Origin of the sequence: Alsobacter sp. KACC 23698 (assembly GCF_045348435.1) — a bacterium.
Lineage (GTDB): Bacteria > Pseudomonadota > Alphaproteobacteria > Rhizobiales > Beijerinckiaceae > Alsobacter.
On the sequence record NZ_CP157484.1, the window covers coordinates 2,224,922 to 2,245,550 of the forward strand.

Here is a 20,629-nt window from a genome sequence, read left to right on the forward strand (position 1 = left end):
GGCTTGGCGCCGGACGCGTTTTTGCGTCTCCTGCGGCGGGGAGCCCGTTTGGCTCTTCGAACCCAGCAGCGAGGACCGCGCGGATGACGCACCACCACCTGAAAGCGAGCGCCGAGACCTGCCATTGGGGCTTCTTCGACGCCCGGTTCAGGCCGTCGCTGACCATTCGCAGCGGCGACGAGGTCACCATCGACACGCTGAGCGGCTCGCCCGACGTGCTGCCCGTCGGACAGGGCTTCCATATCCCGCCGGAGATCGCGGAGGTGCATGAGCGCAGCGAGAAGACGCTGCCCGGCCACATCCTCACCGGCCCGGTCGCGATCGAGGGCGCGGAGCCGGGCGACGTGCTGGAGGTCAGGATCCTCGACATCCGCCTGCGGCAGGACTGGGGCTTCAACTTCATCCGCCCGCTCGCCGGCACGCTCCCCGACGACTTTCCGGAGCCCCGGCTCATGCATATCCCGCTCGACGCGCAGCGCATGGTGGGCCGCATGCCCTGGGGCCTGGAGCTGCCGCTGGCGCCCTTTTTCGGCGTGATGGGCGTCGCTCCGCCGCCGAACTGGGGGCGCATCACGTCGCTGATCCCGCGCGCGATGGGCGGCAACCTCGACAACAAGGAGCTGACGCCGGGCTCGACGCTCTACCTGCCGGTGTTCGTGCCCGGCGCGATGTTCTCCTGCGGCGACGGCCATGGCGCGCAGGGCGACGGCGAGGTCTGCGTCACGGCCATCGAGACGGCCTTGCAGGGGCGCTTCTCCTTCCACCTGCGCAAGGACCTGCGCTTCACTTACCCGCGCGCCGAGACGCCGACGCACTACATCACCATGGGCATGGACCCCGACCTCGACCAGTGCGTCGTCCGTGCGCTTCGGGACATGATCGTCCTGCTGGGGGAGAAGGGCGGCCTCGCCCGCGAGGACGCGTACTCGCTGTGCAGCCTGGCTGCGGATCTGAGGGTCACGCAGACCGTCAACGGGTCCAAGGGCGTCCACTGCATGATCGCCAAGGCGCAGGTGGACAGGCCGAACGGCTAGCCTTCGCAGGCGCTTGAGGAACCTGGGCTTGCCGACCGTGTTGGTCTGCGGGAGGTCCAGACCATGTCCAAGAACCCGTGCAATGCGCGTCTTCTCACCGGTGCGGCCGGAGGGTTGGCGATCGGGCTCCTGGCCGGCCACGCCGCCCTGGCGCAGGTTCCAGCCTCCACCAACGCCTCGTTCGAGGCGTCGCTGAAGCAATTCTGCCCCGCCAAGAACCTGGAGTTCCTCAAGCCCGACGTGCTGGCGAAGACGACGGACGCCTTCGTCCGCGCCTTGCCGTCCGACCAGCGCAAGCGCGTCAGCGACCTGGCCCGGCCCGGGGCCGCCGCCTGCGCCGGCTCGGCGGACGAATCCTGCCGCACGGCGGCGCTGCTGGGCAGCATCCGCTACATGGACCTGAGCGCGCCGCTGGCGCAGAAGTTCTGCGAGCTCTCGATCAGCTGCAAGGACTGGTTCGACTGCGGCGAAGACCGCGCTCCCGCAGCCCAGCAGGAGGCGAGCGTCGCCCCGCCGCCGCAGCCTGCGCCCCCCGAGCCCGCGCGGCCGCAGCAGCAGGCGGTCGCTCAGCCGCCCGCTTCGCCGCAACCTCGGTCCGAGCCGCCCGCCGCGACCGTTCCGCCTCCTCCCGCCTACTACCCGCCTCCGGTCGCGCGCGCCGAACCGCCGGCCGAAGCCGAGCCCGCCCCTGCGCCCGGACGCTCCGCCGAAGTCGAGGCCCCCGCGCCGGTCCCGCTTCCGCCCCCGCGCACGGCGGCGCGGGCGAGACCTGAGCTTCCCAGGCCCGATCCGAGCGTGGCCGACCTGGAGACCGCGGCGCGCCAGCCTCCCGCCCGCCTGGAGGACGACGCCGCTGAACGCGCTCCAGGCGCCCGCGGCGCCGTCGCCGGCTTCTACCGCGCGCTCGGCCGTGGCGACGGCATCGAGGCCGCCCGCTATCTCATCCCCGAGAAGCGCGGTCGCGGCCCCTTCTCGGCCGCCGCGATGAGCCGCTTCTATGGCGGGCTGCGCAGCCCGCTGAGGCTGGAGGGCGTCCGCGAGATCGGGCCCGGCACGCTGCGGGCGCGCTACACCTTCGCGGCGCGCGACGGCTCCGTCTGTCGGGGGGACGCCGTCATCTCGGTGCGCGAGGGGTCGTCCGGCCCCCTGATCGAGAGCATCCGGGCCCTTTCCGGGTGCTGAGGCGCCAGACGCTGGACAGGCGCTGAAAATGCTCTAGGCCCAGCCGCTGGCGCCTTATCCGGCGCGCGACGCGACCGGACCAGCATGCTCCAGTTCCTGGCGACCAGCACGCCCTTCTTCGCCGTGATCGGGCTCGGCGCGCTCGCCGCGCACCGGGGCCTGTTCGGCCCGGACGCCGTCAAGGTCCTGAACGCCTTCGCGTTCCTGATCGCGACGCCGGCCCTCGTGTTCCGCGTGATGGCGCGCCAGCCCATCGCCCAGCTTTGGAGTCCGGTCTATTTCGGAGCGCTGGCCGTCATCGCGGTGGCGCTCCTGGCGCTCGGGATCCTGGCGGCGCGGCGCTTCGCGGGCCTGCCGTTTCCGGCGGCCGTGTCGCGCGGCCAGACCATGGTCGCCGGGAATTTCGCCTTCCTGGGCATTCCGCTGACGCTGGCCTTCCTGGGCGAGCGCGCGGCCGCCCCGATCGCCATGGGGCTGATCTGCGACACGGCTCTCGTCATCCCCCTCTCGATCGGCCTGATCGAGGCCGGTCGCGGCGTGGGGTCTCCGCTCGCCATCGCCGGGCGCCTGGCGCGCGGCGCGCTGCTCAATCCCTTCATGCTCTCGATCCTGGCCGGGGCGGCGCTGTCGCTCGGCGGAATCGCCCTGCCAGAACCCGTGGACCGCTTCCTCGTGTTCCTTGGGTCTGCCGCCGCGCCTGCCGGCGTGTTCGCGCTCGGGCTGGCCCTGCGCCAATGGATGAGCCGCGACGTCTGGCGGGTGTGGCCGCTGGTCGCCGCCAAGCTCGTGCTCCATCCGCTCGCGGTCTGGTGCGTCATGGCGGCGCTGCTACGCCTCGACCCGTTCTGGGTCCAGGCCGGAGTGCTCTATGCGGCGCTGCCGATCGCCGCCAACGCCTTCGTGATTTCCGAGCGCTACGAGACGGGGGCCGGCGCGATTGCGGGCTCCATCCTGCTCTCCACCGTGCTGGCCACGCTCACCTATCCCATCACGCTTTGGCTTATCGTCGGATAAGGCGCAGATCGCGATCGAGCGCGTGAAAGCGCTTGATCGCGCGCCAATTATATTACTTATTTGGCGCGCGCCGGAGATGCGCGAGCCGTCAAAGATTGCTCATTGGGAGAAGACGTATGAAGGGCTTTGGATCAGTTTTGGCCGTTTTGGCCGTTGGGGCTGTCGCGTTCGCGACCGGAGCCCAGGCGCAGAGCAAGGGCACCGTGGGCGTTTCCATGCCGACGAAGTCGTCCGCCCGCTGGATCGCGGACGGCGACAACATGGTCAAGGTGCTCAAGGAGAAGGGATACGACGTCGACCTGCAATATGCGGACAACGACATCCCCAACCAGCTCGCCCAGATCGAGAACATGATCACCAAGAAGGAAAAGGTCCTGGTGATCGCGGCCATCGACGGCACCACCTTGTCCGGCGCTCTTCAGAAGGCGGCCGACTCCGGCATCAAGGTCATCTCCTATGATCGCCTGATCCGCGGCTCGGCCAATGTCGACTACTACGCCACCTTCGACAATTTCCAGGTCGGCGTCCTGCAGGCGCAGAGCATCGAGACGGCGCTCGGCCTCAAGGAGGGCAAGGGCCCCTTCAACATCGAGCTGTTCGGCGGCTCGGCCGACGACAACAACGCCTACTTCTTCTACAACGGCGCCATGTCGGTGCTGCAGCCCTACATCGACAGCGGCAAGCTCGTGGTGCAGAGCAAGCAGGTCGGGATGGACAAGGTCTCGACGCTGCGCTGGGAGGCCTCCGTCGCCCAGGCCCGCATGGACAACCTGCTGAGCGCCTTCTACACGCAGAAGAAGGTCAACGCGATCCTGTCGCCCTATGACGGCCTCAGCATCGGCATCATCGCCTCACTCAAGGGCGTGGGCTACGGCTCCAAGGACCTGCCGATGCCGGTCATCTCCGGCCAGGACGCCGAGGTCCCCTCGGTGAAGTCGATCATCGCCGGCGAGCAGACCTCGACGATCTTCAAGGACACGCGCGACCTCGCCAAGGTCGCGGCCGGCATGGTCGACGCGGTTCTCACCGGCGGCAAGCCCGAGATCAACGACACCAAGACCTACAACAACGGCGTCAAGGTCGTCCCGTCCTACCTCCTGAAGCCGCTTCTGGTCGACAAGTCCAACTGGAAGCAGGCGCTGATCGACACCGGCTACTACAAGGCCGATCAGTTCAAGTAAGATCGTCGAGCTTGGCCCTGCGCCCGCCAGGCGCGGGGCCATCGCGTCGCGAGCGGCGGCGTCCCCCGGGACGCCACCTGGGTTCAGGCGTGCAGGTCGGGTCGGGACGATGAACGCAATCCTCGAGATGCGCGGGATCACCAAGAGCTTCCCCGGCGTGAAGGCGCTCCGGGACGTCAACCTCGTGGTCAAGTCCGGCGAGATCCACGCGATCTGCGGAGAAAACGGGGCCGGCAAGTCGACGCTCATGAAGGTGCTGAGCGGCGTCTATCCCTATGGGGACTACGAGGGCCAGATCGTCTACCAGGGCGAGGAACGGCGGTTCGCCTCGATCTCCGACAGCGAGCACCTGGGCATCATCATCATTCACCAGGAGCTGGCGCTGGTGCCGCTCCTGTCCATCGCCGAGAACATCTTCCTCGGCAACGAGCCCTCGACCTTCGGCGTGATCGACTGGTCGATCGCTCATGACCGCACGCGCGAGCTGCTCAGGACCGTGGGGCTGAAGGAATCTCCCAACGCGCTGATCACCAATATCGGGGTGGGCAAGCAGCAGCTGGTCGAGATCGCCAAGGCGCTGGCCAAGAAGGTGCGCCTTCTCATCCTCGACGAGCCCACCGCCAGCCTGAACGAGACCGACAGCGCCGCCCTGCTTGATCTCCTGATGGAGTTCCGCAAGCAGGGCATCACGTCGATCATGATCTCGCACAAGCTCAACGAGATCGCCAAGATCGCCGACAGCATCACCATCCTGCGGGACGGCACCACGGTCGAGACGATCGATTGCCATGTCGAGCCGATCAGCGAGGCGCGCATCATCAAGAGCATGGTCGGCCGCGAGATGTCCGACCGCTATCCGCCGCGCGAGCCCCGGATCGGCGAGACGCTCTTTGAGGTGAAGGACTGGCGGGTCGAGCACCCGCAGCACGCCGGCCGCATGGTGATCAAGGGCGTCGACCTCGCCGTGAAGGCGGGCGAGGTGGTGGGGATCGCGGGCCTCATGGGATCGGGCCGCACCGAACTGGCCATGAGCATTTTCGGCGGCGCCTATGGCCGCAACATCACCGGGAAGGCTTCCATGAGGGGCCGGGAGATCGACGTCAGCTCGATCCAGAAGGCGGTCGGCGCCGGGCTCGCCTATGTGACGGAGGATCGCAAGGGGCTCGGCCTGATCCTCAGCGACGACATCAAGCACAACATTTCGCTGGTCAACCTGAAGGGCGTCGCCCGGAACGGCGTCATCGACGACGGCGAGGAGACCCAGGTCGCGCTGCGCTACCGCAAGCAGCTCAACATCCGCTCCTCCGGCATCCTGCAGAAGACGCTGAACCTGTCCGGCGGCAACCAGCAGAAGGTCGTGCTGAGCAAATGGCTCTTCGCCGACCCGCAGGTGCTGATCCTCGACGAGCCGACGCGCGGCATCGACGTCGGGGCGAAATACGAGATCTACACCATCATCAACGAGCTGGCGGCCAGCGGACGAGGCGTGATCGTGATCTCGTCCGAGATGCCCGAGCTGCTCGGGATCTGCGACCGGATCTATGTGATGAACGAAGGCCGTTTCGTCGACGAGATGCCGGCCAGCCAAGCCAGCCAGGAAAAGATCATGGCCGCGATCATGCGCCAATACAGGGTGACGGCATGACGGAAGCAACGGGCTCAAAGAGCGTCATCGCGCCGACCGGCGCGGGGACCGGGACCATGTGGAAGAGCCATGTGCGGGAATACGGCCTGCTCGGCTCGCTGCTGGTCATCATGATCTTCTTCCAGGTGGTGACCGGCGGAGTGCTGCTGCAGCCCGTCAACATCACCAACCTGATCCAGCAGAACAGCTACATCGTCATCATGGCGCTGGGCATGCTGTTCGTGATCGTGGGCGGCAACATCGACCTGTCGGTCGGCTCCATCGTGGGCTTCGTGGGCGCCGTCGCGGCGATGCTGATGGTGGGCTTCACGGTCCCGGGGACCGAGTTCTTTCTGAAGATCCACTGGTTCCCGGTGATCCTGCTGTCGCTCGTCCTGGGCGGCGCGATCGGGGCGGCGCAGGGGTGGTTCGTCGCCTATGCGACGATCCCGGCCTTCATCGTGACGCTCGGCGGCATGCTGATTTTCCGCGGGCTCACCGGCAACATGCTGGCCGGCCAGTTCGTCGGCCCCTTCGCCAATGATTTCCAGAACATCAGCAAGGGCTTCATCCCCGAATTCTTCGACGTCGCTGGGTTCCGCTGGACTTCGATGCTGCTGGGGACGGCGGTCGCGGTCGCGCTGTTCCTGTTCGACTTCCGCAAATGGTCGCGGGCCAGGTCGCGCGATATCGAGACGGAGCCGGCGGCGCTCTTCATTGGAAAGAACGTCGTCTTCGCCGGCCTGATCGTGGGCGTCACCTACCTGCTGTCGTCCTATAAGGGGCTGCCCGTCGTGCTCGTCATCATGGGCGCGCTGATCCTGTTCTATAATTTCGTCACCGCCCGCACGGTGATCGGTCGCCGGATCTACGCACTCGGCGGCAACGCCCTGGCGGCGCGTCTTTCGGGAATTCGGACCCAGCGGCTCGCCTTCCTGACCTTCGTCAACATGGGCGTGCTGGCTGGCCTGGCCGGCCTCATCGTGGCGGCGCGGCTGAACTCGGCGACGCCCAGCGCCGGCAACTCCTTCGAGCTTGACGTCATCGCCGCCTGCTTCATCGGCGGCGTCTCGGCGTCAGGGGGCGCGGGGCGCGTGATGGGCGTGGTGATCGGCGCGTTCTTCATGGGCATCATGAACAACGGCATGTCGATCATGGGCATCGGCATCTTCTGGCAGCAGGTGGTCAAGGGGCTCGTGCTGCTCGCCGCCGTTTATCTGGACGTCTACAACAAGGCGAAGTGAGGCGTGGTTCGGGGACCGGACATCACGCCATCCGGAGCGGAAGGGCCGCAGGCGGCGCAGCGCGGCGCCTCGTCTTCCCGCCAGAGGCGCGGCCGATCGAGGTCCGCGCACGACAGGGTGGCCCATGCCATCGGGCGCGACATCGTCGCCGGCCGGCTCGCGGTGGGCGCCACGCTGCCCTGCGACGCCGACCTGATGGAGCGCTTCAAGGTGTCGCGCACCGTGCTGCGGGAGGCCATGAAGACCCTCGCCGCCAAGGGCATGCTGGACCCCAAGACCCGCGTCGGGACGCAGGTGCTCGGCGAAAAGTGCTGGAACATGTTCGACGCCGACGTCCTGGCCTGGCGGATGGCGAGCGGCGTCGACCGCGCCTTCCTGGCCCACCTGTTCGAGATCCGCCAGGCGCTGGAGCCTCTCGCGGCCGCCTCCGCCGCCATGCACCGCACCGACGACGACCTCGCCCGGATGAGGGAGGCGCTCGGCGCCATGCGGCGCCCCGGACACTCGCGCGACAGCTTCGCGCTGGCCGATCTCGCCTTCCATCAGACCGTGCTGGACGCCTCGGCCAATCCCTTCCTGCAGGCGATGGGGTGCGTGATCCAGGCCGCCCTGACGCTGTCCTTCACCATCAGCTCGCCGGTGGACGAGCCCGAGCGCTTCGTGGAGTCCGGCGCGCAGCATGGGGACGTGCTCGACGCCATCGTCCGGCGACGCGCGCAGAAAGCGGCCCGCGCCATGACGGCCGTGATCGTGCAGGGCGCGGCGAGCGCCGACATCCGTGATCTGAAGCCGCCCTCCATCACGGTCGGCATCGAGTTTCACGGCGCCTGACGCAGGCTCATCCGAGCTCGATCACGTCCGCGTCGGCGCCCAGCTCGCGCTGGGCGGCGTCGACCACGAAACCATGATGCGTGAACAGGATCGGCTGCACGCTCCCGCCGATCTCGGCCAGCGCCTTCAGCCCGAAGGCTGTCCGCCGGTCGTCGAAAGACGAGAACAGGTCGTCGCAGAGGAACGGCGCGGGCTCGGCCCGCACGGCGTAGTCCTCCACATAGGCGAGCCGCAGCGCCAGGTAGAGCTGGTCGCGCGTGCCCTCGCTCATTTCGGCGACCGCCACCTCCGACCCGGACGCCCGGCGCCCGACGAGATGCGGCGCGTCGTCCTCGTCATAGACCTGCCCCAACCCCTGATAGGCGCCCCCTGTCATGAGGGCGAAGAGTTCGCCGGCCCGCGCCATCATCGGCTCCTGCCGGCCGACGCGCTGGCGCTTGATGGCGGTCTCGATCATCAGCGCTCCGACGCTCAGGACCGCCCATTCGCGGCCGGCCTCCAGCATCTCAGCCTCGGCGCTGCGCCGCTGCTGCAGGGCGAGTTCCGCGTCGACCGAGCCCTCCAGCGCGGCGAGCTTTTCGGCGGCGCTCTGCCGGGCCGCGAAGGCCTGCTTGCCTTCCAGGTCCAGCGTCTCGGATTCGGCCGCGAGCCGGGCCGCATCGCCGTCGGCGCGTTCCGGATCATAGGTCGCCAGCGCGTCGCGCAGGCTCGCCTCGTCCCGCCCGTCCGCGGCGTTGGCCAGCTCCCGCCGTCGCCGGTCGATCTCCGTCGCGATCGCGTCGCGCCGGGCCAGACGCGTCGCCGCGTCCTGGAGGTCGCCGGCGGGATCCAGTCCCGCCTGGGAGGCCAGCGCGGCTGCCGCGCGGTCGGCCGCTTCGCGGCCAAGCGCAGCCGCGAGCCGCGCCTCGCGGGCCTCCTCGACGCGCCGGGACTTCTCGCGGCGCAGCGCGTCGGCCGTCCGGGCCTCGCCCAGCCGGCGCTTCACGGCGCTGAGAACCTGATCGGGGTCGCCCGCCGCCAGATCCGGAGCGATCGAGTGCGCCAGCGCGCGCATCGCGGTCGTGAATGCCTCGGCGTCGCGCTTTAATCCGGCGATGCGCCGTTGCAGCTTCTCGGCTTCCGACGAGGCGGCCGGCACGTCGCGCCAGGCCTGGAGCACGGCCTGCGCCTCGCTCCGGCTTGCGTCCGGCGGCAGTCCGATGCGCGGCAGCGCCGTTTGAAAGTCCTCGCGCCAGGCGGCTTGGGCCTCCTCCGCCGCGACGGCGGCGGCGTCCGCGGCCTCGACCCGCCGCTGCAGGTCGAGAACCAGGGCGTCGGAGTCGCGGCCAAGGTCCCAGGCCTCCGCCAGCCGGGCCACCTCTGCGTCGAGCCGGCGCAACAGGTCGGTCACGGCCAGCCCCGGCATCACGGGCAGGTCGAGATCGGCCGCGAGCGCGTCCATGGCGGCGCGCCCGGCGTCGATTCTGGCGCTCGCGGCGCCGGCGTCGGATCGCTTGCGCCGATGTTGCTCGCGCTGCTGGAGGAGATTGTCGAGCTGCAGGCGCCAATTCCCCATCAGGGCGGGGGCCAGGGGCGTGATCCCGCAGGCGGACCAGGCCTCGGTCCACTCCGCGCCCGCACGCTCGCGATCGGCCGCGATCGCCTCGAGCCGGGCGCGCGCCGCCTCGGCGGCTTCGGAGCGCCGCCGCTGGTTTCGCAGGACGTCCGCATGGGCCGCGACGCGCTCGGCGTCCGCGAAGGCGGCGTCGGCCAGCCGGTCGGCCTCCGCCTTGGCGCGTTCGAAGGAGGCGGTCGCCGCCGCCAGGTCCTGGCCGGCCGGCGCGTCGGGCCGGCCGAAGAGCGCGCCGGACAGCGCGGCCCAGTGGGCGTCGCGCTCGTCCCGCAGGGCTGCGATCCGGTCGCGCGTGGGAACCTCCCCGCCGGCCGCCAGCGCGGCGAGCTCGCCCGAGAGCCGGTCGAGGTCGGCCATGGCGGCGTCGAGCGCCTGCCGCTCGCGGCGTTCGGCCTCGTCCAGCCGCTTCAGCGCGTCCAGCGTCGCCGCGATCCGCTCCGCGGTCGGCAGGGGCGACCCAGCCAGCGCGTCGAGGTCCCGCACGGGCGGATCCAGCCGGGCCGCCGCCTCGGCCAGCGCGGCGCCGTCGCGCTCCAGAGCCGGCAGCTCGGCGTCCAGCCTTTCGGCCAGGCTGCGCACGCCGTCGAGCGCGCCGAGCCTCTCGCGAAACCTGCGGGGATCGACCAGCCCGCCGCGCCGGTTCCGTTCCGCCTGCTTGTCGGCCAGGGCGGCGCGTTCGCGTCTCTGGGCTTCGCGCCTGCTCTCGAGAGCGAGCGCCAGCCGCTCGCCTTGGGCGACAAGGTCGGCGACGCGCGCCGCGCTGGCGTCGTCGGGCCGGTTCGCCAGCAGGGCGGCGGCGTCAGCCAGCCGCAGCCGCACCGCGAGGTCCGCGAGCGTGCGGTTGACGCTCGCCTCCTCGCGCATGACGCCGGGAAGGTCCTGCAGCCCCTTGCGGTACTCGCCGGAGGCGGCGTGAAGCGCCTCGATCGCGTCGGATTGGCCCAGAAGCGCGGGGTCGACGGCGACGGAATCGCATTCGGCCCTCAGCCGGCGCTCCGTCGCCTCGGCAGTCTCGAGCGTCGCCAGGGCGGCGGCGCGCGCGGCGAGACTGTCCATCAACGTCGCGCCGAAGCCCTCCGGCGCGTCCGGGAGGGCGCCCAGGCCCGCCAGCCTGTCGGCGTCGGCGTCGATGTCGCGCAGGATCGGGGCCGCGCGGCGCAGCCTCTCCAGCCGCGCGCGCTCCACATCGATCTCAGCCTTGCGCTCGCGGATGGCGACGAGCCGGGCCTCACTGTCGGCGAGCGTCTCGCGGATCGCCTTCAGCGCGCCGGCCCGGGTTTCGCGCTCGCGCAGGCGCGCGCGGGCGGCCTCGTAGCGGTCATGCGCCTGGTAGAAGAGCCGGTTCTGGGACCGGCGCTCGGCGAAGATCGCGTCGGCGTCCTTCTCCATCGCCAGCCTGGCGTCGCCGAAACCCCGCAGGCCGGAGGCCGCCGAGAACAGGGCCGCGCCGAGTTCGCCGTCGCTCTCCTTGAGCTCCTGCCCGCTGAGCCTCAAGGCCTCGGCGTCGAGCCCGAAAGCGCGGCGGAACACCTCGCGCGAGAGCCCGCCCAGATAGGGGGCCAGAACATCGTCCGGCAGGGGCGCGTCGTCGGCGTCCGTGAGGAGCGGCTTCGTCTTGCGCCGCCGGAAGGTCAGGTCGCGCCCGGACCGGTCGCGCAGCGTGGCCCCGAGGCGCAGGTCCTTGCCCGCATGGACGAAGCCGTAGCGCGTCGATCGCTCGATGCCGAACAGCAGGTCCGTGACGGCGGCCAGCGAACAGCTCTTGCCGGCCTCGTTCACGCCGAAGACGATGTGCAGCCGGGCGTCCGGCCGGAACGCCAGGCGCTTGGCCGTGAACGGCCCGAAGCGCTCCAGGTCGAGGTCGACGATGCGCATGTCAGGCCACCGCGCGGGCGGCCGCGATCGCGCGGGCCTCCGCCAGGATGGCGTCGAGATCGTCGAACGCCCCGTCCGCGATCCCGCCGGGGAGCTTGCTCGCCAGCAGCGCGATGAACTCCTGCGCGCCGGCCCGGATCTCCGGGTCGTGCTCGAGCCCGGCGAGGAGCGCCTCGGGGTCGAGCCCCGTGCCGTCGCGGCCCTCGGCCTGCGGGGTCGGCGGCGCCGTCGTGGCCAGCTTCAGCGCCTCCAGCCATGTGTCGTCATGAAGCCGGTGGGCGTGCGCCTGAACCTCGTCCCGCAGCTGCGCCGCATGGGTCTTGAGCTGCCCGTGCAGGGGCGTTTCGCCCTTGAGCGTGACGCGCAGCGCCGTCAGCCGGCCCTCGGTCTCGGCCAGGGGCTGCGCCAGCGCGTCCCGCACCGTCGCGAGCAGCGCCTCCTGGCTCGCCTCGCTGGTGAGCGCGACCTGCACATGCGCCCAGCGCGCCTTGTCGACGATGAGCGGCCGCAGCGCCGCCACGCGCCCATCGGCGACGTCGACCAGGACGGCGCCCTTCGGCCCGCATTCGCGCACGCTGCGGCCCTGCAGGTTGCCCGGATAGACGACGTGCGGATGCTCGTACAGCACCGCGCGCTCATGCACGTGGCCCAGGGCCCAGTAGTCGTAGCCGCGTCCCACCAGGTCCTGCACCGAGCAGGGCGCGTAGACCGCGTGCGCCGGCGATCCCTCGCAGGAGGTGTGCAGCATGCCGATGTTGAACCAGCCCGCCACGGGCGCCGGGTAGGCGAGGGCGTAATTGTCCGGCGCGGCCCTGTCGGCGAAGCTGCGCCCGTGGATGGCGACCCTCAGGTCGTCCAGGCGGCGGGTGTCCGCCTTGCGGGTCGGGAATTCGAACACGGTCTCCGGCAGGCTCACCGCCTTGGTGATCTCGCTCTCGGCGTCGTGATTGCCACGGATGGTGAAGACCGGGATCCCGGCGCGCGCCAGGCGGGCGACCTCGCGGTTGAAGAACAGCCCGATGGACGTGTCCTTCCAATCGCCGTCATAGACGTCGCCCGCGATCAGCACGAAGGCGACCTTCTCGGCGATCGCCTTTTCAACGAGCTCGGCGAAGGCGTCCCGGCTGGCCGCCGCGAACCGGCGCGCCACGTCCTCGTCCTTCAAGGCGAGGCCCGTGAGCGGGCTGCCCAGGTGGAGGTCGGCGGCGTGCAGGAAGGTGAAGAACGACATGGGCGCTGATGACCGGCTGGACCCGGGCCGCGGCGGGTGCGCCGGGCTCGGGCCGATGATCATCATGCTTTCAGCGATTCGCCGGATGGAAAGATGGCGGGACGAGCCATCCCGCAGCTGTCCCCAGCCAAAAGTCCCCAGCCTTATGTCTCCGGCCGTTATCCGACTCAGGAGGGCAGGGCGCCCAGGAAGTCCCGCTTGCCGATCTGGACGCCGTTATGGCGCAGGATCGCGTAGGCCATCGTCAGGTGGAAGTAGAAGTTCGGCAGGGCGAACTGGAGCAGATAGTCCTGGCCCGTGAAGGTCATCGGCTGGCCGCCCACCGTCATCGTGACGGATCGGCCTTCGGAGCCGTCGACGCTCGAGGCCGCGACGCTGTCCACCAGCTCGAGCGTGCGCCGGATGCGGGCCTGCAGCTCGTCCACGGTCTTCTCGACATCCTCGATCTTCGGCGGCTCGAGGCCGGCCAGTCGGAACATGGTGTTCTTGGCGAAGTCGCAGGCGATCAGCACCTGGCGGGTGAAGGGCAGCATGTCGGGCGCGAGCCGGTCCGCCATCAGCACGGCGGGATCGATCTTGCGCTCGCCGCACTGGACCACCGTCTTGTCGAGGATGGCGGAGAGCGCGGTCAGTCCGGTCTTGAAGACCGGCCCGGAAGCCTGGTGCATGGAGAGGGTCAAGGCGTGGAGCTCCTGGTCGGCCGCGTTCGACGCGAGGCGGCGCGCGACGGGCGCACCATCGCGCCGCGCCCGGCTCGCCGCAAGCTCGGCGTTTCGCCGCCTCCGGCCGGGATCAGCCCAGCGCCTGGAGCAGGGCCGCCATCTCGGCGCGCGACGGGAAGGACGGCGCGGTGCCCCGGCGCGTGACGGCCAGCGAGGCGGCAGCCACGGCGACCCGCAAGGCGGCTTCGACGGAAAGGCCGCAGGCGACGCCGCCCGCCCAGGCGCCGACCAGCGCGTCGCCGGCGCCGGCGCTGTCGACGGCGGCGACCTTCGGGGCCGCGACCGCGATCGTCTCGCCGTCGCGGGCCAGGATGGCGCCCTGCGGGCCCAGCGTCACCACGGCCATGCCGCGCGCGCGCCGGGCGAGATCGGCCGCGCCCTCGGGACCCGTCCGTCCCGCCAGCGCGCGGGTCTCGCCCGCATTGGCGATCACGCAATCGAACAGGCCGAGCACAGGGCCCATGTCCCAGGCGATCGGCGCGGTGTTCAGGATCGCGAAGCCTCCGCGTTCGCCGGCCCGGCGGGCCGCGGCGACGGTGAGCGCCTCCGACAGGTTGCCCTGCATGACCAGAATGTCGCCCGCCGCGAAGTCCTCCAGCGCGGCCAGGGCGTCGTCCAGCGCCAGGCCGTGCGCCGCCGCGGCGCTGCTGACGATGACGTTTTCGGCGTCCGCCGAAACCCAAATGGCCGAATAATCCGTCGGTTGGGCGCTCTCGATCCACCGCGCCTCCAGCCCGGCCTCGGCCCCCACCGTGGTTCGCAGCAGCGCTGCGTCCGGATCGGCGCCGATCGGGGCCGCCAGGAGGGTCGGCGCGCCCGTCCGGGCGCTGGCGATCGCCTGGTTCAGCCCCTTGCCGCCGGCGCAGCGCTGCAGGCTGTCGCACAGCAGCGTCTCGCCGGGCTGCGGCAGCCGCGCGACGGTCTGCACGCAGTCGAGCGTCGCGTTGCCCAGGACGAAGACGCGCCTCACGCCCTCGCTCTCCGGACGACGTCCATGAATCCGCGCACCCGGTCGGGATCGACCTCGTTCCACCAGCCGCCGTCATGCTTGAGCGCGCTCGCCACGATGACGGCGTCAGCGTAGCCGAAGATCGCGGCGACGTTGTCGGGGTTCACGCCGCTGCCGACCAGCACCGGCAGGGAGGTGGAGGTCTTGACGGTCTCCAACTCGTCGAGCTGCGCGCTGTCGCCGGTGCGCTGGCCGGTGACGATCACGGCGTCCGCGTCGAAGAATTGCGCGTCGCGGGTGAGCTCCGTCAGCGAGCGGTCCGCCACGATGGCGTGGGCTCCGTGCTTGACATGGACATCCGCGAAAACCGCGACGTCGCGCGCCTGGATGGCCGCCCGGTAGCGGGCGGCGAGGCCGGCCTTGCCCTCCATGAAGCCCTCATTCGCCACATAGGCGTTGGCCCACTGGTTCACGCGCACGAAGCTGGCGCCCGCCGCCTTGGCGGTCGCGAGCGCCTGGATGACGCCGTTGGCGAGCACGTTCACCCCGGTCGGAAGCTTGGCCTCGCGGCGCACCCGGTCGGTCATCACCGACATGACGGCCGCCGTCTCGGGGCCGAGCTCGTCGGGCTTGGCGAACGGAATGTCCCCGTGGTTCTCGACGATGAGCCCGTCCACGCCGCCCTCCGCGTAGCGGCGCGCCTCGGCGCACGCATAGGCGTAGATGCGCTCCACGGGGTCCCCGTCGTAATGAGGCGAGCCGGGGAGGGGCAGCGAGTGGATCACGCCGATCACCGCCTTGGTGCGCCCGAACAGGGCCTGGACCACGTTCGGCTTGGGCTTGTAGACGGATTGGGACACGCGACTGCTCCTGGATCAGACCGGCGCATGCGCCGCGAGGGGGGATGGGAGGGGCACGCCCGCCAGGGCGGCCAACTGGTCGGCCGCGGGCCGGATCTCCTGGGCTCCGAAGCGGGTGCCGGCGAGGCTGCCCGCCGCGCAGGCGAGCCTTGCCGCGGTCTGCGGCGGCGCGCCGTTCAGCCAGGCGCACAGGAAGGCGCCCACGAAGGCGTCGCCCGCGCCCGTCTTGTCGACGACGTTCACGTCCGGCGCCGGCACGCGGTCCCAGCCGCGACCGCGGCTGAGCACGTTGGCGCCCTGGGCGCCGAGCGTGATGGTCACCACCTCCGGCCAGTGCCCCGGCGGCGCCGCAGCCGCCAGGGCGGCGAGATGGGCCATGGCGGATTCGGGGTCGGCCGGGCAGCCGGGAATCGCGGCCAGCGTCTCGCGGTGCAGGAACAGGGCGTCGGCGCCGGCGAAGACGCGCGGCGCGTTCGCCGCCACCCATGCGGGCGGCAACCCGGTCGCCTGCACGCTGGTGCGGAAGCCCTTCAGGCGCGCGGCCTCGAGCGCCGCGATCTGCACCGGCGCCTGGAAACCTTCCAGATGCAGGCACCAGGTGAGCCCGACGGGGTCGGTCTTCTCGACGAAGCGCAGGACGTCCACCTCGCCCAGGCTGGACGGCTCGTTGACGATGGTGCGCCGGCCATCCGCCTCCACCAGCACGAGGGCGCGATCGAGCCGGCCTTGTCGGCGCTCGCGCGAGACCAGGAGGTCGACCCGGCGGCTGGCCAGCTCCGCCGCGGCCCAGTCGCTCTCCTGGTCGCAGCCGATGGAGGTGATCAGCGAGGCGGAGATCGGCCAGGGCCGCCCGATCGCGGCCGCGACCGCCGCCACATTGGCGGCCGGCCCGCCGATCGCCTTGATGATGGTGCGCGCCTGCAGCCGCTCCTCGCGCTCCGGCATCCGGTCCAGGCAGGCGACATAGTCCACGCTGACATAGCCGACCGTGGTGAGGCGGGGCACGGCCGCGTCCACCTTGGCGTCGGGCTCCGCTCCGCGCTTGCGCGCCGTCAGCGATCGCGCCGTCTCGGCCGGCGCATAGTCCAGGTCGCGGATGGCCGCCATGACGCGCTCGCGCGTGTCCGGGCGCACCACCACGCGCCCGTTCAGCACGTGCGACACGGTCGCCTTGGACACGCCGGCGGCGCGCGCCACGTCGGAGATGGTGGGCTGGCCGGAGCCGGCCCGCTCGGCGAAGCGCTCGCTCATCGCGGCGCCGCCGTTCCGCGGGCCTGCCGCAGCAGGTCCATACGCAGCCGGTAGGCTGGCGACATCAGGCTCTCGTCGTCCGAGAGGGGCCGCACGGGCGCGAGTTCGCCCGCCCGGATGCAGGCCGCCTGATGGCCGTCATCCCGGAAGGCGTCGAGGGGCGGCTCGGCGGCGCGGCACGCATCCAGCACGAAGGGGCAGCGGGACGCGAACCGGCAGCCCGGGACCGCGCTGAAGGGGCTCGGCGGCTCGCCCCGGATCTCGGCGCGCTGGCGCCGCGCGCCCGGGACGGGGCTGGGCGACGCGGCCAGGAGCATGCGGGTGTAGGGGTGGCGGGGATCGGCGAAGATCGCGGCGGCGGGTCCGGTCTCCACCATGCGGCCGGCGTAGAGCACGCCCACATGCGAGGCGAGGTGCCGCACCACCGCCATGTCGTGCGAGATGAAGACATAACTGACGCCGAGGCGCGTCCGCAGGTCCGACAGGAGATTGATCACCTGCGCCTGGACGGAGAGGTCGAGCGCCGAGACCGGCTCGTCGCACACGATCAGCTCAGGCTCGACCGCCAGCGCCCGCGCGATCGCCACACGCTGGCGCTGGCCGCCCGAAAACTCGTGCGGGAACCGCCCCGCATGGCCGGGCGGCAGGCCGACGAGGTCCAGAAGCTCCATCACCCGGTCCCGCACCTGCGCGGCCGGCCGAAGCCCGTGCAGGCGGATCGGCGCCGCGATCGCCTCGCCGATGCGCACCCGCGGGTCGAGCGACGCGAACGGGTCCTGGAAGATGATCTGGATGCGCCGGCGCAGGCGGCGAAGCTCGTCGGCCGCCAGCGCCCGCACGTCGACCCCGTCGAAGCGGATGTCGCCGGCGTCCGGCTCGATCAGCCGCAGCAGCATGCGCCCGATCGTGGTCTTGCCCGAGCCGCTCTCGCCGACGAGGCCGAAGACCTCGCCGCGGGCGAGCGTGAAGCCGACCTCATGCACCACATGCGCGCTGCGCCGCCGGCTCAGGAAGCCGCCGCCGCTGTGGAACGACTTCGACAGGCCGCGCACCTGAAGCAAGGGGTCGCTCATGCGCCTGCGCTCTCTTCCAGCGGCGCGCGCCAGCACGCGGCGAGGTGGCCGGCCTTGACCGCCCGGAGGGGAGGGTCCTCGGCCCGGCAGCGGTCGACCGCGAAGGGACAGCGCGGGGCGAAGCGGCAGACCGCCGGCATGGCGGCGACCTGCGGCACCTGCCCCTCGATGGAGGCCAGCCTGCGCCCGACGTCGCCGGCGCGCGGCATCGCGGCGAACAACGACAGCGTGTAGGGGTGCATCGGATCGTCGAAAAGATCTCTCCGGCTGGCCCGCTCGACGATGCGGCCGGCGTACATCACCGCGACCTCGTCGGCGATCTCGGCCACGACCGCGAGATTATGGGTGATGAACAGCACCGCCGTGCCGAACTCGGCGCGCAGATCGTCGATGAGGCGCAGGATCTGGCTCTGGATAGTCACGTCCAGCGCCGTCGTGGGCTCGTCGGCGATGAGCAGGGCCGGGCGGCAGATCAGCGCCATGGCGATCATGATGCGCTGGCGCATGCCGCCTGAGAGCTGGTGCGGATAGGCCGCGAGGCGCGCCTCCGGATCGGGGATCTGCACCCGGCCGACCATGTCCAGAGCGACCGTCCGCGCCTCGGCGCGGCCGAGCCCGCGATGGGCGGCCAGGATCTCGGTCATCTGCTCGCCGATGGTCATGACCGGGTTCAGCGACGTCATCGGCTCCTGGAACACCATGGCGATGCGGTCGCCGCGCAGGCGGTTCACGCCGGCCTCTGAGAGCCCCGTCAGGCTCACCCCGTCGAAATCGTACCGGTCCGCCATGACCTGCGCGGCCGGAGGCAGAAGCCGCATGATCGACAAAGCGGTGAGGCTCTTGCCGGAGCCCGATTCGCCGACGAGGCAGAGGAGCCGACCCCGCGCCACCGAGAGATCGACGCCGTCCACGATCGCCCGGCCCGGCCCGAACCCGATCCGCAAGCCGCGGATGTCGAGCAGCGGCGCGCCGGGATCGGCGGTGGGGCCGGGGTGCGCCTCGGCTGTGGCGAGTGTCGTCATTCGGTCGTTCAGCCTCAGGCGACCCATTGACAGGAGCAGCCCCAATACGGACTATCAAAACCATTGAACCGGTTCAAGAGCGGCTAAGGGACGAATGGGACGGTATCTGCTGGGGCGTTTGGCGAGCCTTGTCCCGATCCTTTTCGGCACCTCGCTCGTGTCCTTCCTGCTTATCAGGCTCGTGCCGGGCGACCCCGCCATGGCTCTGCTCGGCATGGAGGCGGACGACGCCGCGCTGGCCGCCCTGCGCCACAAGCTCGCGCTCGATCAGTCGCTGCCGCTGCAATACGCGTCCTGGCTCGGCCGTATCCTGACCGGCGATTTCGGCCGCTCGATCCAGGGCGGGCGGGACGTGCTGCCGTTGCTCGGCTCGGCGCTGGTCCCCACCGCGCTGCTCTCCGTGGCCGCGCTGGCGATCTCGCTCGTGATCTCCATCCCGGCCGGCATCGTCGCCGCGACGCGGCGCAACAGCGCGGCCGACTATGTCGCCTCGCTGCTCTCCCTGTGCGGCCTCTCCTTGCCCAGCTTCTGGCTCGGCATCCTGCTGATCCTGCTGTTCTCGATCACGCTCCCGATCCTCCCGGCTTCCGGCTACGTGTCGCCGCTGGCGGATCCCGGCGGCTTCCTGCGGCACCTGATCCTGCCGGCGCTGACGCTGGGCGCCGCGCTCGCGGCCGCGACGATGCGGATGACCCGCGCCGCCATGCTGGAGGTGCTGCGGGCCGATTACATCCGCACGGCGCGCGCCAAGGGCATCGCCCCGCGGCGCGTCATATGGCGGCACGCGCTCGGAAACGCCCAGATCCCGATCGTCACCCTGCTGGGCATCCAGATGGGTCAGCTTCTGGGCGGCGTGGTGATCACCGAGACGGTGTTCTCCTGGCCGGGAATCGGCAAGCTGACGGTCGACGCCATCTTCGCGCGGGACTACCCGGTGGTGCAGGGGGCGGTGCTGCTCACCGCCACGCTCTTCGTGCTCATCAATCTGGCGACGGACCTGGTCTATACGGTCATCGATCCGCGGGTGCGCTACGCATGAGCGTCGCCGCGATGGATGCGCCCCGGCGTCACCCGATCCTCCAGGCGCTGCGGGGGCTCGCCCGCGAGCCGCGCGCCGCCGTCGGCCTCGCCGTCGTAGCGCTCGCGGTCGCGATGGCCGCGGCCGCGCCCTGGCTGGCGCCCTACGATCCCGAGATCCCGGATTTCACCGCGATTCTCGCCGCCCCGGACGGAGCCCATCCGTTCGGGACGGATGATCTGGGCCGCGACGTGCTGTCGCGAATCATCTTTGGCGCCCGCGCCTCGATCCTCGTGGGCTTCTTCAGCGTGGCGGGCGCATTGGCGGTCGGCGCGCTCGCCGGCCTGGCGGCGGGCTATTTCGGCCGCTGGATCGACGCCGCGATCATGCGGGTGATGGACGTGGTGTTCGCCTTTCCGAGCATCCTGCTGGCGCTCGCCATCACGGCGGTGCTGGGGCCCAGCCTGCGCAACGCCATCCTGGCCATCGCGGTCGTGAACCTGCCCGTGTTCGCCCGCATCGCCCGCGCCCAGACGATCGTGGTGCGCGAGCTCGACTATGTGGAGGCGCAGCGCGCGCTCGGCTTCGGCTCTGGCGCCATCCTGTTCCGCACCGTGCTGCCCAACATCACCGCGCCGCTCATCGTGCAGGGCTCGCTGCTGTTCGCATCGGCGATCATCACCGAATCCTACCTGTCCTTTCTCGGCCTGGGCGTGCAGCCGCCGACGCCGACCTGGGGCAACATGCTGCGCAACGCCATCGGCTTCCTGGACATGGCGCCCTGGCTCGCGTGGTTTCCGGGGCTGGCCATCTTCCTCGTCGTGCTGGGCTTCAACCTGCTCGGCGACGGGCTGCGCGACCGCTTCGACCCCCGCGACTGACGATCTCTTCACCTGGAGGACCCGA

17 protein-coding genes are annotated in these 20,629 nt (G+C 70.9%); 9 read left to right on the plus strand and 8 right to left on the minus strand.

The window, feature by feature from the left end; genetic code table 11:
• Positions 1-83: 83 nt before the first annotated feature.
• From ABEG18_RS10350 to ABEG18_RS10380, 7 genes are all read left to right on the plus strand, one after another.
• Positions 84-1,034 (plus strand): acetamidase/formamidase family protein, encoded by a 951-nt coding sequence (locus ABEG18_RS10350; RefSeq protein WP_406857979.1) that lies wholly within the window; start codon positions 84-86, stop codon positions 1,032-1,034.
• 63 nt (positions 1,035-1,097) lie between these two features.
• Complete coding sequence (locus ABEG18_RS10355; RefSeq protein WP_406857980.1) at positions 1,098-2,216, plus strand: hypothetical protein; 1,119 nt, start codon at positions 1,098-1,100, stop codon at positions 2,214-2,216.
• A gap of 84 nt (positions 2,217-2,300) precedes the next feature.
• Entirely contained in the window at positions 2,301-3,230 is a 930-nt protein-coding gene (locus ABEG18_RS10360; RefSeq protein WP_406857981.1) for an AEC family transporter, read from the plus strand.
• A 116-nt stretch (positions 3,231-3,346) separates the two neighbouring features.
• Positions 3,347-4,411, plus strand: a complete 1,065-nt coding sequence (gene chvE, locus ABEG18_RS10365) for a multiple monosaccharide ABC transporter substrate-binding protein (RefSeq protein ID WP_406857982.1) — start codon at positions 3,347-3,349, stop codon at positions 4,409-4,411.
• A gap of 109 nt (positions 4,412-4,520) precedes the next feature.
• Positions 4,521-6,056, plus strand: a complete 1,536-nt coding sequence (mmsA, locus tag ABEG18_RS10370) for a multiple monosaccharide ABC transporter ATP-binding protein (protein ID WP_406857983.1) — start codon at positions 4,521-4,523, stop codon at positions 6,054-6,056.
• Entirely contained in the window at positions 6,053-7,279 is a 1,227-nt protein-coding gene (gene mmsB / locus ABEG18_RS10375; RefSeq protein ID WP_406857984.1) for a multiple monosaccharide ABC transporter permease, read from the plus strand. The genes mmsA and mmsB overlap by 4 nt, the downstream gene beginning before the upstream one ends.
• 117 nt (positions 7,280-7,396) lie before the next feature.
• Positions 7,397-8,110 (plus strand): FadR/GntR family transcriptional regulator, encoded by a 714-nt coding sequence (locus ABEG18_RS10380; protein WP_406857985.1) that lies wholly within the window; start codon positions 7,397-7,399, stop codon positions 8,108-8,110.
• A 7-nt stretch (positions 8,111-8,117) separates the two neighbouring features.
• Here ABEG18_RS10380 and ABEG18_RS10385 read toward each other — a convergent pair whose 3' ends face one another.
• The 8 genes from ABEG18_RS10385 to ABEG18_RS10420 all read right to left on the minus strand — a co-directional run bounded on the left by ABEG18_RS10385 (position 8,118) and on the right by ABEG18_RS10420 (position 18,705).
• Complete coding sequence (locus ABEG18_RS10385; protein WP_406857986.1) at positions 8,118-11,597, minus strand: AAA family ATPase; 3,480 nt, start codon at positions 11,595-11,597, stop codon at positions 8,118-8,120.
• Position 11,598: 1 nt separating this feature from the next.
• The gene (locus ABEG18_RS10390) at positions 11,599-12,828 is read right to left on the minus strand and encodes an exonuclease SbcCD subunit D (protein ID WP_406857987.1); all 1,230 of its coding nucleotides are present in this window, start codon (positions 12,826-12,828) and stop codon (positions 11,599-11,601) included.
• A 167-nt stretch (positions 12,829-12,995) separates the two neighbouring features.
• Positions 12,996-13,508 (minus strand): DUF1993 family protein, encoded by a 513-nt coding sequence (locus ABEG18_RS10395; RefSeq protein ID WP_406857988.1) that lies wholly within the window; start codon positions 13,506-13,508, stop codon positions 12,996-12,998.
• 112 nt (positions 13,509-13,620) lie between these two features.
• Positions 13,621-14,520, minus strand: coding sequence for a PfkB family carbohydrate kinase (locus ABEG18_RS10400; protein ID WP_406857989.1), 900 nt, complete (start codon positions 14,518-14,520; stop codon positions 13,621-13,623).
• Positions 14,517-15,359, minus strand: a complete 843-nt coding sequence (locus ABEG18_RS10405) for a BtpA/SgcQ family protein (RefSeq protein ID WP_406857990.1) — start codon at positions 15,357-15,359, stop codon at positions 14,517-14,519. Before ABEG18_RS10405 ends, ABEG18_RS10400 begins: the two co-directional genes overlap by 4 nt.
• A gap of 15 nt (positions 15,360-15,374) precedes the next feature.
• The gene (locus tag ABEG18_RS10410; protein WP_406857991.1) at positions 15,375-16,610 is read right to left on the minus strand and encodes a PfkB family carbohydrate kinase; all 1,236 of its coding nucleotides are present in this window, start codon (positions 16,608-16,610) and stop codon (positions 15,375-15,377) included.
• Positions 16,607-17,683: an ABC transporter ATP-binding protein gene (locus tag ABEG18_RS10415; protein ID WP_406857992.1), complete on the minus strand. Its 1,077-nt coding sequence runs from the start codon at positions 17,681-17,683 to the stop codon at positions 16,607-16,609. The genes ABEG18_RS10410 and ABEG18_RS10415 overlap by 4 nt, the downstream gene beginning before the upstream one ends.
• Positions 17,680-18,705, minus strand: a complete 1,026-nt coding sequence (locus ABEG18_RS10420; protein ID WP_406857993.1) for an ABC transporter ATP-binding protein — start codon at positions 18,703-18,705, stop codon at positions 17,680-17,682. Before ABEG18_RS10420 ends, ABEG18_RS10415 begins: the two co-directional genes overlap by 4 nt.
• 94 nt (positions 18,706-18,799) lie before the next feature.
• Here ABEG18_RS10420 and ABEG18_RS10425 point away from each other — a divergent pair, with 94 nt between their 5' ends.
• A complete protein-coding gene (locus ABEG18_RS10425) occupies positions 18,800-19,744 on the plus strand; it encodes an ABC transporter permease (RefSeq protein WP_406857994.1) in 945 nt (314 codons plus the stop codon).
• Positions 19,741-20,604: an ABC transporter permease gene (locus ABEG18_RS10430; RefSeq protein WP_406857995.1), complete on the plus strand. Its 864-nt coding sequence runs from the start codon at positions 19,741-19,743 to the stop codon at positions 20,602-20,604. Before ABEG18_RS10425 ends, ABEG18_RS10430 begins: the two co-directional genes overlap by 4 nt.
• Positions 20,605-20,629: the final 25 nt, after the last annotated feature.